Source organism: Aeromonas bivalvium (genome assembly GCF_000819765.1).
Classification (GTDB): Bacteria; Pseudomonadota; Gammaproteobacteria; order Enterobacterales; family Aeromonadaceae; genus Aeromonas; species Aeromonas bivalvium.
Window position 1 is genome coordinate 12,324 of the sequence record NZ_CDBT01000047.1, and the last position, 11,864, is coordinate 24,187.

Genomic DNA, 11,864 nt, shown 5'->3' on the forward strand with positions numbered 1-11,864 from the left:
CTGGCGATGTGCCTTTTTTGTTGCCGTGAATTGCGAGCGCGCTCCAATATTCGACACATTAAACCCACACTGTTATCAGGCTGTTTAAGATATAATCCGCGCCATAACAACTGACGGAGTGATGGGTAGCAATGGCCGAGCAGGAGAAGATCGACATCAAGGATGTCACCGACAAGGGCGTGACCGGGACCTTCAACCCGAATGCCTTCAAGTCCGGCGATGACAGGTTCAATCCGGGCAATCGCATCTATGTGAGGGCCCAGACCGGGCGCTGGCAGCGGCTGCGCAAGCTGATGGGCTGGTTCTTCATGGTGCTGTTCGTCGCCTTGCCCTGGCTTCGTTACGATGGCCGCCAGGCCATACTGTTCGATCTCGAACATCAGCAGTTTCATATTTTCGGCGCCACCATCTGGCCCCAGGATCTCACCCTGCTGGCCTGGGTGTTCATGATCGCCGCCTTCGCCCTCTTCTTCGTGACCACTTTCCTCGGTCGGGTCTGGTGTGGCTACCTCTGTCCGCAGACGGTGTGGACCTTCATGTTCATCTGGTTCGAGGAGAAGTTCGAAGGCTCGGCCAACAAGCGCCGCAAGCTGGACGCGGCCCCCTGGAGCGCCGACAAGCTGCTGCGCAAGGGGGCCAAGCACCTGGCCTGGATCCTGCTCTCCCTGGGCACGGGTCTCACCTTCGTGGCCTATTTCCAGGATGCCACCCGGCTGGTGCCCCAGTTCTTCAGCGCCGCCACCTCGGGCTGGGTCAGCTTCTGGGTCATCTTCTTCGCCGCCTGCACCTATGGCAACGCCGGCTGGATGCGCGCCATCATGTGCATTCACATGTGCCCCTATTCCCGCTTCCAGTCCGCCATGTTCGACAAGGACACCTTCATCGTCGGCTATGACGCCAAGCGAGGTGAGAGCAGGGGCCCCCGTGCCCGCAAGGCGGACCCCAAGGCATTGGGGCTGGGGGACTGCATCGACTGCGATCTCTGCGTGCAGGTCTGCCCGACCGGCATCGACATCCGCGATGGCCTGCAGTACGAGTGCATCAACTGCGGCGCCTGCGTCGATGCCTGCGACAACACCATGGAGCGGATGGGCTATGAGAAGGGGCTGATCAGCTACACCACGGAACACAAGCTGGAACACGACAGCACCCATGTGGCGCGTCCCAAGCTGATTGGCTATGGCCTGGTGATGGTGATCATGCTGGGGGTGTTCGTCTACAACGCCATGTCCATCATGCCCATGGGGCTGGACATCATCCGTGACCGCAACCAGCTGTTTCGCGAGAACAGCGAGGGGCTGATAGAGAACACCTACACCCTCAAGATCCTCAACAAGACCCTCCATGACCAGGGATTCCAGCTGGACGTGGAAGGGCTGCCCGAGCACCAGTGGTTCGGCCCGCGGGAAGTGACCCTGAAGGCGGGCGAGATCTACACCCTGCCCATCAGCCTGGCCGTGGATCCCTACAACCTGAAACGGCCGACCCTGGACATCCAGTTCGTGCTCAGGCGCACCGATGCACCGGCGGAGGATGGCAAGACCGAGTTGCGCCAGGCCAGCAAGTTCATCAGCCGGCTCTGATCCCGGGAGGCGCCGGGCGCGAGGCAGATGGCGGGCCAGTTTCGCCAATCATTTGCCGGGGGAGTGATAGAATGGGGCGCATCGGCGCCCCTTGTTCATGGTGGATTTCATGCGTTTCAACTATTCCGACCTCAATCCCGATCTCATCCTGGATGCGCTGGATCTCAGCGGCCTGCGTATCGACTCCGGCCTCATCGAGCTCAACAGCTACGAGAACCGGGTCTATCAGTTTCAAGACGAGGATCGCCGCCGCTATGTGGTGAAATTCTATCGACCTGGCCGCTGGAGCCGGGCCCAGATCCTGGAGGAGCACGGCTTCGCCGCCGCCCTCAGCGAGGCGGAGATCCCGGTGGCGGCGCCCATCGCCTTCGCCGGCGAGACCCTGCTCGAGCATCAGGGTTACCCCTTCGCCATCTGGCACAGCGTGGGGGGACGTCAGTTCGAGGTCGACAATCTGGATCAGCTGGAGTGGGTGGGGCGCTATCTCGGCCGCATCCATCGCATCGGGGCCGCCCGTCCGTTCCAGCACAGGGTCCGGCTCGACGTGGAGAGCATGCTCCACGAGCCCCGGGCGCTGCTGGCGGCAGGGGAGTGGCTGCCGAGCGGCCTGGCCCGGGAGTTCTTCGGCCTGCTCGATGAGCTGACCAAGCACGTCACCGACGCCCTGCGCCTCGACGTGGCCCAGATAGCCCTGCACGGGGACTGCCATCCGGGCAACATCCTCTGGCGCGACGGCCCCCTGTTCGTGGATCTGGATGACAGTCGCACCGGTCCCGCCATCCAGGATCTCTGGATGCTGCTCTCGGGGGAGCGCAGCGAGCAGCTGATCCAGCTCGACACCCTGCTGGCGGGCTACGAGGAGTTCATGACGTTCGACCACCGCGAACTGGCGCTCATCGAACCGCTGCGCGCCATGCGCATGGTGCACTACATGGGCTGGCTGGCCAGGCGCTGGGAAGATCCCGCCTTCCCCCGCCACTTCCCCTGGTTCAACACCGAACATTACTGGCGCAGCCAGATCGCCAGTCTCCATGATCAGCTGGCGGCCCTGCACGCCCCGCCTCTGGCACTGATGCCGGGCTGGTGACGTCCGTCCCGCGGGCCTGAACGCGCCCGCCTTTGCCATTGACGCCGACAGGGGGACACAATAGGCTTGGACTGCTTCGGTTCTCCGGGCGTGCCTCACTGCTTCCCCTTAACAGGAAACATCATGAAAAAAATACTGTGCTTTCTTGCTGCCATGCTGATGATGCCCATGGTCCACGCCGCCCCTGAGTTCAAGGAAGGCGTCAACTATGACGTAGTCAAACAGACCGGCAGTGCCCAGCCCGAGGTCATGGAGTTCTTCTCCTACTTCTGCCCTCACTGCTACAAATTCGAGCCGATCGTTGATGATCTGCAGAAGAGCCTGCCGGAAGGGGTGACCCTGAAGAAGAACCCGGTCGCCTTCCTGGGTCGCGAGATGGGCCCGGAGCTGCAGCGCGCCTATGCGGTTGCCAACCTGCTTAAGGCTGAAGACAAGCTGACCCCAGCCATCTTTGATGCCATCCACGGCAAGCGTCAGGTCCCCCAGAGCCGCAACGATGTGGAGAAAATCTTCGCCGACAACGGTGTACCGGCCGAAGAGTTCACCGGTGCCGTGGACAGCTTCGCCGTCTCCGGCATGGTCGCCCAGTTTGACCGCAACACAGAGACCTACAATGTGCGCGGCGTCCCGGCCTTCCTGGTCAACGGCAAGTACATGGTGAAGATTGAATCCATCACCTCCCAGGAGCAGTTCAATCAGCTAGTGAAGTTCCTGCTCGCCAAGAAAGACTGATAGACGCCCTGACAAAACGCCCGCCGGTGCAAACCGGCGGGCGTTTTTTTATGGTCTCGAACAGGCTGGTTCGAGAGGGACAGTGCCAGCGCTCAGACCTGACAGTCCCGTTGCGGGCGCGAGACGCTGGGCAGCCGGGTGCGGCGGCTGAGCTCCTCCGCCAGCCAGACCAGCAGCAGGATGGCGAGGATCAGCGTGGCGGCCTGATCGTAACGAAACAGGCTGAGGGACACATAGAGTTGCTGCCCCAGACCACCGGCGCCGACCACCCCGAGAATGGTGGCGGCGCGCAGGTTCATCTCGCCGCGATAGAGGCCATAGGCCAGCCACTGTTGCCACACCATGGGGAGCAGGCCATACCAGAAGCTGGCCAGGCGTCCTGCTCCTGCCAGTTGCAGGGCGCGGCGCGGCGCATGGTCCGCATTCTCCAGGGTCTCGACAAAGAGGCGGGCCAAGACGCCCGTGGTGTGCAGGGTCAGCGCCAGCACACCGGCGACCGGGCCCAATCCCACGGCGATCACCAGCAGGCTGGCAAAAATCAGCTCCGGCACGGAGCGCAGCAGGTTGAACAGCAGACGCAGGGGCCAGATCTGGCGGGCCAGCACCGCCAGCGGCATGGCCAGCAGGGCGCTGAGCAGGGTGCTCAGCAGCGCCATCTGCAGGGTATCGACCAGGCCCGCGGCCACCAGCTTGAGGAAGGGGGCAGACCAGTCAGGCTGCAGGAATTCCGCCAGGAAGCGCCCCATGCCACCGAGGGAGAGGCTCAGGCTGCGCCAGTCGAGCAGGGTGAAGGCCCCCAGGCTGGCGAGCAGCAACAGGGCGCAGAGCAGCAGGCCCGGGGCGCGGCTGCGGCGCAGCCAGGCGCTCAGGCCATCGGCCAGCACCACCAGGACCACGAAGGCCAGCAGCAGGGTCGCCACCTCGCCACCGGCAAACATGCGCAGGGAGAGTTCGAGCTGCTGACCCAGGCCGCCGGCGCCGACGAAGCCCATGATGACGGAGGCGCGCAGGGCGCATTCCCAGCGGTAGACCGTATAGGAGAGCAGCTCCTGGCGCACCGCGGGCAGCACGCCGTAACAGAGGGCCTGCAGCCGGCCGGCCCCGCCGAGCAGCAGGGCCCGGGCCGGTTGCAGGGCCCCGCTCTCCATGATCTCGTTGTAGACCTTGGCCAGCATGCCGCCGTAGCTGACCGAGATGGCCAGGATGGCGGCCATGGGGCCGAGCCCGGACAGGCGCACGAACAGCAGCGCCCAGATGAGCTCGGGCAGGCTGCGCAGCAGGATGGCGACCAGTCGACACAGGGCGCGCAGGCCGTTGCGCAGCGGAGCAGGCAGGGCGCCGATCCGCGACAGGGAGAGGGCGCGGGAGCCCAGCAGGGCGAAGGGCACCCCGAGCAGCAGAGCCCCGAATAATCCCAGGGTGGCGACCGCCAGGCTCTCCAGACTGGCTCTCAGGGTCAGGGCGAGAAAGTCCTGATCCAGGCGCGGTGGCCAGCTATGGGCAACGAAGTTGCCCATCTGCCGCCAGCTGGCGGGGTCGAGCAGGGCGCGCCAGCTGGCGGCATCCTGCCAGAGACCGTAGAGTGCCAGCAGCAAGAGCCAGGGCCAGGGGTGGCGCAGAGCGAGGGGGAGCGCTAGCACGGCGGCATCTGCTCTGGGAGGCTGCCGGGTGACTCGTTGCCATAGAGCTCGGCGAGCATGGCGGAGGTGACCGCCTCGGCGGCGCAGTCGAACAGGATGCGGCCCTGACGCAGGCCTATGATGCGCGGGAAGTGGCGCAGAGCCAGATCCACCGCATGAAGATTGGTGATCAGCGTACTGCCGCGTGCGGCCGCTTGCTGCTGCAGGGTGAGTATGCTGGCCTCGGCCAGCACGGGATCCAGGGCCGAGACTGGTTCATCGGCCAGCATCAGATCCGGGTCCTGATAGAGCACACGGGCGATGCCGACCCGCTGGCGCTGGCCACCGGAGAGGGTACCGCAGGGCTGGTACAGTTTGTCGGCCAGGGACAATCGTGCCAGTTCGGCGCGGGCTCCCGCAGGATCCCGGGGGTGCAGCAGGGAGAGCAGGGCCTTGGGCAGGGACCACTGGCCGAGCCGACCCGCCAGCACGGCCGTGATGACGCGCTGGGAATCCGGCAGGGGCGGCGCCTGCCAGATCATGCCGATGCGGCTGCGCAGTCGCTGCCGCTGCCGGCTCGAGAGCAGCCAGGGATCCTGCTGCCACAGCCGCAGGGACCCCGGACTGTCGGCCCTGAGTTCGGTGGCGAGCAGGCGCAGCAGGCTGGTCTTGCCCGCCCCGCTCGGCCCTATCACGGCGACCCGCTCACCGGCGCGGACCTGCAGACTGATCTCTGCCAGCACGGGCAGCTCACCGAACCGCAGGCTGGCCTGGTGCAGGTCGACGGCAATCACTTCAGCAAACCAGCCTGGACGGCGGCGGCTTCGATGCCCTGATAGTTCTCGGGCTGGGTCTCGATGAAGCGACTGGCCCGTTGCAGCTTGAGGATCTCGGCCTGGGCCGGGACGCTGGGGTCCAGAGCCAGGAAGGCCTGCTTGAGCCTGGCTTGCAGCGCCGGGTCCAGGTCGCCGCGCACCGTCCAGTTGTAGTCAAAATAGGTCGGCGTGGTCCAGATCACCTTCACCTTGCTGGTATCGACCTTGCCCTCTTCCAGCAGCTTGTCCCAGACCGACGCGTTGAGGGCACCGGCGGGCACCTTGCCGGAGGCGACCCAGGCGACGGTGGCGTCATGGGCGCCGGAGAAGGCGACGTGGGCGAAATCCTGCTCGGGCTTGATGCCCTGCTCGGCCAGGAAGTGGCGCGGCATCAGGTGACCCGAGGTGGAGGAGGGGGAGCCGAACGCGAAGTCCTTGCCCTTCAGATCGGCGAGGGTCTCGATGCCGCTGTCGGCGTTGGCGATGAACTTGGAGGTGAACTGGGCATCTTCCGCCCGCTGCACCAGGGGCACCACCTTGTCGGCGCGGCGATGGGCCTGGACATAGGTGAAGCCACCCAGCCATGCCATGTCTATCTTGCCGGCGGCCAGGGCCTCGACCACGGCGGCGTAGTCGTTGACCGGGACGAACACCACATCGCGCCCGGTCTGCTCGGCCAGGTAGTCCCCCAGGGGAGCAAACTTGCGTTGCAGCTCGGTGGGCGCCTCATCGGGAATGGCGGAGACCCGCAGCGGCTCTGCGGCGCTGGAACTCAGGCTGACAAAGAGGGCGGTGAGGGGAAGCATCCATTTCTTCAGCATAGGGTTTTCCTTTCATGGGGGGCGGGTAGCAAAAAGGCCCGCGCCGGGGCGGGCCTGGTATCGACATATGGTATTCATCCCGGGGCGCGTACGCCAGTGCGGCCCATCGTGGGGGCGCTCCGTGCTCAGCGGGACAGGTGGAAGGCCCGTTTGAGATGGCGCACGAACTCGGCATCCCGGCACAGTGTCTTGCCCGGACTGTCGGAGATCTTGGCGACCGGGCCACCGTTGCACTCCATCAGTTTGAACACGATGTTCATGGGAGTCACCCCGGGCAGGTCGCAGGTGAGCTGGGTGCCGATGCCGAAGCTGGTGTTGATGCGGCCGCGGAAGTGGCGAAACAGCGCCACCGCCTTGTTGAGGTTGAGGCCGTCGGAGAAGACCAGCGTCTTGCCGGTGGGGTCGATGCCGAGCCGCTGATAGTGGCTGATGGCCTTCTCCCCCCACACCACGGGATCGCCGGAGTCGTGGCGCAGGCCCTGGTAGCGGCTGGCCAGATCGAAGTCGAAGTCATGGAGGAAGGCATCCATGGTGATGCAGTCGGTCAGGGCGATGCCGAGGTGGCTGCTGAACTCGTCCAGCCAGCTGGTGAGGGCGGCGCGCTGGCTCAGGGCCAGGGGGAAGCCGAGCTGCTGGTGGGCCTGGAACCATTCGTGGGCTTGAGTGCCGACCGCGGGCAGCTGGTACTTCTGGGCCAGCTGATAGTTGCTGGTGCCGCGAAAACAGGGCAGGCGCTGCTTGAGACGACCCACCACGGCATCCTGGACGGCGTGGGAGAAGCGGCGGCGGGTCCCGAAGTCGATGAGGTGGAACTCGTCCATCTCCGCCGGGCTCAGATCCCGCTCCAGTTTGTCTATCTTCTGGTCTAGCCGCGCCAGCGCCTGGGTCACCCCGAACTGGGGATAGCGGAAGCGGTTGCGCATCTCGCTGATGGTGGCGAGCACGGGGATCTCCCACAGGATCACGTCCTGCCAGGGCCCCTCGACCCGGACATTGATGCGACCATCCTGCTCGAACACCTTGAGCAGGGAGGCGTCCAGCGGTTTGCGGCGCAGGTGATCGAGATAGTCGGTGCCAAAGAAGGGACGCTCGGCCAGGAAGTCGGCCTCCGCCCTGCTCAGACGCAGAGAGCCGGCCAGGCGCAGCTGTTCCTCGATCTGGCCCATCATGGGCAGCAGATCTTCCTCGTTGCGGCTGTGAAACTCGGCCACCACCTCGGCATCGGGATAGCGGTGATAGACGGCCTGCTGCATATGCAGCTTGTAGGCGTCGGTGTCGAGCAGGCTGGTGAGAATCGGCGGCATATCAGGCTCCCCGCAGACTGGTGAGCGTCATGATACGCTCCTGCTGCATAGGTAAGGTGCGGGCGCCGGCGTCGGGTTGGTGGCTGAGAATGGGCGGCATATCAGGCATCCAGCAGGCGTTGTACATCGATCAGGGTCTGGGCCAGCTCGGCCCCGGCTTCGATCATCTGGGTGTGAGCACTGGCCACCGTATCCGGGGCTATGCCGCGGCAGGCGGCCAGATGCACTATGACCCGAAAACCGGCCTGACGCAGTTGCAGCACGCTGGTCTTGACGCAGTAGTCGGTGGCCAGGCCGCCGGCCAGTACAGTGGTGACGCCGCGGCTGCGGAGAAACTCGATGAGGCCGGTGCTGCGTCGCCCGGCCAGATCGTGGTAGCAGGCGCCATAAGGGTGCAGGTCTGGCTCTATCCCCTTCCAGACGAAGAAGTCGTAATCGATGGGGGCGGGCAGGCCGTCGAGCAGCTCGAAGCCCGGGGTGCCGGGCACGCAGTGGCTGGGCCAGCTCAGGTCCGCATTGGCATGGGGCAGGGGAGTGAAGGGCGGGCTTGTGGTCCAGATAGCGTTCGCCGAGTGGGCATCCTTGCTGCCGACTCGCACGCTGGCCAGAGCGGCCTGGGCATTGAGGGCGGCGACTATCTCATCCCCGCCGGGCACGGGCAGCTCCTGCGGGCAGAGGGGGGTGAATCCCTTCTGCGCGTCTATATCCAGGCTGGCGATGATTCCCATGATTGACTCCTGCACATATTATCTATGTGATATTATCTACCAAACATTAATGGAAGGCGAGCGAGACGATCGAGATGCCAAGCATGAGTCTGGACATGGTGGTGCTGCGTTTGAACGAGGAGCGGCTCGAGCTGCTCCTCGAGCCGCGCCAACGCCAGCCCTTTGCTCGTTGCTGGCAACTGCCGGCCCGACGCATCGATGAAGGTCGTGACCGGGATCTGGACGATGCCCTGCAGCGGTTGCTGGCGGAGTGGGGGCTGGGGGTCTGCTACAGCGAGCAGGTCTGCACCCTGGGGGATCAGGAGCGGGATCCTCGCGGCTGGTCCACCACTCTGGTCTATCTGTGCCTGGTGGGGCCCGATACGGTGCCGAGCCGGGGCCGGTGGCATCCCCTCACCGCCCTGGAGGGCCTGAGCCTGGCCTTCGACCATGCTCGCCTCATCGGCAAAGGGCTGGAGCGGCTCAAGATAAAGAGCCGCTACAGCACGCTGCCGGTGCAGCTGCTCGGCGCCGAGTTCACCCTGTCCGAACTGCAACGGGCCTACGAGATCATCTTGCAGACGCCCATGAACACGGCGGCCTTTCGCAAGCGGATCCATCGCGCCAATATCCTGGCCGACACGGGCCGCAAGCGCACCGGCAAGCAGAGGCCTGCCAGCCTCTACCGGCTCGATGCCCCGCCCTGCATCCTGTTCGATCAGCTGATGCATGGCGCCGAGGCCTGAGGCCGCACCGTGATGGAGAAAGGTGCCGGGGCCATGGGGCGCCATCAACCGACTGGAGGTCGAATCATGAAGGAAGCAAGACCCACTCAGGCCAGGGTGCTGGTCAGCGCCTGCCTGCTGGGACAACCGGTGCGCTATGACGGCCAGAGCAAGGGGATCGTCAGCGACTGGTTGGTGGCGCTGGGAGCCGAGGGGCGGGCGCTGGCCTTCTGCCCCGAGGTGGCAGGGGGCCTGCCCACGCCGCGCCCGCCCGCCGAGCGGCAGGGGGAGAGGGTGATCACAGTGACAGGGCTCGATGTCACCCCGGAGTTCGACCATGGCGCCGAGCTGGCCCTGGCGCTCTGCCGGCGCGAGGGGATCCGCTTCGCCCTGCTCAAGGAAGGGAGTCCCTCCTGCGGCAGCGGCCGCATCTACAACGGCCGCTTCGAGGGCGTCTCCATGGTAGGGGAGGGCAAGACCACGGCTCTGCTGCGCCGTCACGACATTCAGGTGTTCAGCGAGGATCAGTTGCCCGAGCTGGCATCGGCGCTCGCTTTGGCGGCCACCGCAGCGGGCTCCTGAGCTCGCTGCCACTCTTCCAGCACGTCGTCCTTCTCCTGCCAGCGCTGGTTCAGCCATGCCTGAAAACCGCGCTTGAACTGCTTGTCGTTGAAGTAGTCCCCCACCAGTGCCTCATCCACCGGCCACTCCTCGATGCGCACCTGAATGCGCTTCATGCGCCCCATCAGAACATCCTTGAACGGCGTCTCCTGGTTGTCGGGATAGTTGATGGTGACGTTGATCAGGCCGTCGAACTGATCGCCCATGGCTGCCAGCGTGAAGGCCAGACCTGCCGCCTTGGGGGGCATCAGGTGGCGAAAGCGCGAGCGGGAAGCGTCGCGCTTCGCCTCGGTGAAGCGGGTCCCCTCCACGAAGTTGATGACGGTGGTGGGGATGTGGCGAAACTGCTCGCAGGCATTGCGGGTGGTCTCGATATCCTTGCCGCGCAGGTGCGGGTTCTTCAGCAAGAATTCCCGTGAGTAACGGCGCATGAAGGGCATGTCGAGCCCCCAGCAGGCGAGCCCCAGCAGCGGTATGTAGATGAGCTCGTACTTCATGAAGAACTTGGGCACCGGCAATCGGTCGCGAAACAGGTGTCCCAGCACCACTATGTCGGCCCAGCTCATGTGGTTGCTGATGATGAGATACCAGCCATCCTTGCGCAGCCGGGTCTCATCCTCGAGCTGCCAGTCGATGCGGGTGGTGAGGCGGATAACCAGGGCGTTGCAACCCAGCCACAGCCTCATGAAGCGGTTGTTAAGGCGGCTGCAGGCGCGGCCGAAGGCCGGGATGGGCAGCAGCAGTTTGGCCAGGGAGACCAGCAGGATCAGGCTGGCGCACAAGGCGGTGAAAAGGATGGTCAGGCCCGCGCTGATGAGCAGCACCAGGGGGCCGGGGAGCAGGCTTAGCATGGGCGTCGTTTACCGCGTCTTGTCCGCCAGCAGCTGGGTCAGGGTCTGATCCTTCTCGCGCCAGATCCCGTTCAGCCACTGCTGAAACCCCTGCTGGAACTCGGGGTTATTGAAGTAGTCCCCCACCAGATGAGGCTCTATGGGCAGGAAGCGTACCCTGACCCGAATGGTCTCAACCCGCCCGCACATGAAGTCCCAGAAACTCGGTATCCCCCCCGGATAGCCTATGGTCACGTCGACCAGCTGGTGCAACTTGCCGCCCATGGCCGCCAGGGTGAAGGCGATGCCGCCGGCCCTGGGGTGCAGGAGGTGGCGATAGGGGGCACCCTGTTTGTCATGCTTGTGGGCGGTGAAGCGGGTGCCCTCGACGAAGTTCATCACACTCACCGGAATGTGGCGGAACTTGGCACAGGCCTGCCGGGTTGTTTCTATGTCTTTTCCTCTCAGATGTGGCTTTTTTTCCAGCAATTTTCTCGAATATCGCCGCATGAAGGGGAAGTCCAGCGCCCACCAGGCCAGTCCGAGAAAGGGCACCCAGATCAGCTCTTTTTTCAGGAAAAATTTCAGGAAGGGGATCTGCCCATTGAACACCCTCTGCAGCACCAGGATGTCGACCCAGGACTGGTGGTTGGCGATCACCATATACCATTGCTGCAGGCTGGCCTTGTCCAGCCCTGTTACCTCGAATCGGGTTTGGCTGAGGCTCTGCTGAACCAGGTTGTTGAACCGGATCCAGTGACCGGCGCAGCCATCGAGCAAGGCGGTGCATCCCCTGCGCCAGGGGGTGAGCGGCACCATCAGCTTGAGCAGGGCCAGCAACAGCACGGGGATGAACCAGAACAGGGTATTGATGAAATAGAGCAGGGTCGAGAGGCTGCCGCGCAGTCGCTCTATCAGCTTGTTTTGCATGGGGTCGCGTCCGTCTTGCCGACTAGGGTGTGATTAAGTGGTCAGATGTGTGTCCATGTTAGCAGCCGAGTCGGGCCAAGACCAAGGGGG

At 64.5% G+C, this 11,864-nt stretch carries 12 protein-coding genes; 5 read left to right on the forward strand and 7 right to left on the reverse strand.

What is annotated here, in order from left to right; genetic code table 11:
• The first annotated feature begins 131 nt into the window (after nt 1-131).
• The 3 genes from ccoG to BN1119_RS13675 all read left to right on the forward strand — a co-directional run bounded on the left by ccoG (nt 132) and on the right by BN1119_RS13675 (nt 3,402).
• The gene (gene ccoG / locus BN1119_RS13665; protein ID WP_041998935.1) at nt 132-1,583 is read left to right on the forward strand and encodes a cytochrome c oxidase accessory protein CcoG; all 1,452 of its coding nucleotides are present in this window, start codon (nt 132-134) and stop codon (nt 1,581-1,583) included.
• Between the two features lie 97 nt (nt 1,584-1,680).
• The gene (locus BN1119_RS13670; RefSeq protein ID WP_041999267.1) at nt 1,681-2,670 is read left to right on the forward strand and encodes a serine/threonine protein kinase; all 990 of its coding nucleotides are present in this window, start codon (nt 1,681-1,683) and stop codon (nt 2,668-2,670) included.
• Between the two features lie 123 nt (nt 2,671-2,793).
• Nucleotides 2,794-3,402 (forward strand): thiol:disulfide interchange protein DsbA/DsbL, encoded by a 609-nt coding sequence (locus BN1119_RS13675; RefSeq protein WP_041998938.1) that lies wholly within the window; start codon nt 2,794-2,796, stop codon nt 3,400-3,402.
• Nucleotides 3,403-3,494: 92 nt separating this feature from the next.
• Here the strand turns inward: BN1119_RS13675 and phnE are convergent, their stop codons facing one another.
• From phnE to BN1119_RS13700, 5 genes are all read right to left on the reverse strand, one after another.
• Nucleotides 3,495-5,042 (reverse strand): phosphonate ABC transporter, permease protein PhnE, encoded by a 1,548-nt coding sequence (gene phnE, locus BN1119_RS13680; RefSeq protein ID WP_052448065.1) that lies wholly within the window; start codon nt 5,040-5,042, stop codon nt 3,495-3,497.
• Nucleotides 5,036-5,815 (reverse strand): phosphonate ABC transporter ATP-binding protein, encoded by a 780-nt coding sequence (locus BN1119_RS13685; protein WP_041998941.1) that lies wholly within the window; start codon nt 5,813-5,815, stop codon nt 5,036-5,038. The genes phnE and BN1119_RS13685 overlap by 7 nt, the downstream gene beginning before the upstream one ends.
• Nucleotides 5,812-6,657 carry a putative selenate ABC transporter substrate-binding protein gene (locus BN1119_RS13690; RefSeq protein ID WP_041998944.1) on the reverse strand — a complete coding sequence of 282 codons (846 nt, stop codon included), beginning with the start codon at nt 6,655-6,657 and terminating at the stop codon, nt 5,812-5,814. The genes BN1119_RS13685 and BN1119_RS13690 overlap by 4 nt, the downstream gene beginning before the upstream one ends.
• 125 nt (nt 6,658-6,782) lie before the next feature.
• On the reverse strand, nt 6,783-7,961 hold the full coding sequence (gene pncB, locus BN1119_RS13695) for a nicotinate phosphoribosyltransferase (RefSeq protein ID WP_041998947.1): 1,179 nt from the start codon (nt 7,959-7,961) through the stop codon (nt 6,783-6,785).
• Nucleotides 7,962-8,062: 101 nt separating this feature from the next.
• Nucleotides 8,063-8,689: an isochorismatase family protein gene (locus BN1119_RS13700; protein ID WP_041998951.1), complete on the reverse strand. Its 627-nt coding sequence runs from the start codon at nt 8,687-8,689 to the stop codon at nt 8,063-8,065.
• Between the two features lie 74 nt (nt 8,690-8,763).
• On the opposite strand from BN1119_RS13700, the gene BN1119_RS13705 reads away from it, so the two are divergent.
• On the forward strand, nt 8,764-9,414 hold the full coding sequence (locus BN1119_RS13705) for an NUDIX hydrolase (RefSeq protein ID WP_041998953.1): 651 nt from the start codon (nt 8,764-8,766) through the stop codon (nt 9,412-9,414).
• A 66-nt stretch (nt 9,415-9,480) separates the two neighbouring features.
• Entirely contained in the window at nt 9,481-9,975 is a 495-nt protein-coding gene (locus BN1119_RS13710; RefSeq protein WP_041998955.1) for a 2-thiouracil desulfurase family protein, read from the forward strand.
• On the opposite strand, the gene BN1119_RS13715 is transcribed toward BN1119_RS13710, so the two are convergent.
• Together BN1119_RS13715 and BN1119_RS13720 are read right to left on the reverse strand one after the other, a co-directional pair.
• Entirely contained in the window at nt 9,918-10,865 is a 948-nt protein-coding gene (locus BN1119_RS13715) for an acyltransferase (RefSeq protein WP_041998958.1), read from the reverse strand. The two genes, BN1119_RS13710 and BN1119_RS13715, sit on opposite strands and share 58 nt — an antisense overlap.
• Before the next feature lie 9 nt (nt 10,866-10,874).
• Nucleotides 10,875-11,774: an acyltransferase gene (locus BN1119_RS13720; protein ID WP_041998961.1), complete on the reverse strand. Its 900-nt coding sequence runs from the start codon at nt 11,772-11,774 to the stop codon at nt 10,875-10,877.
• Nucleotides 11,775-11,864: the final 90 nt, after the last annotated feature.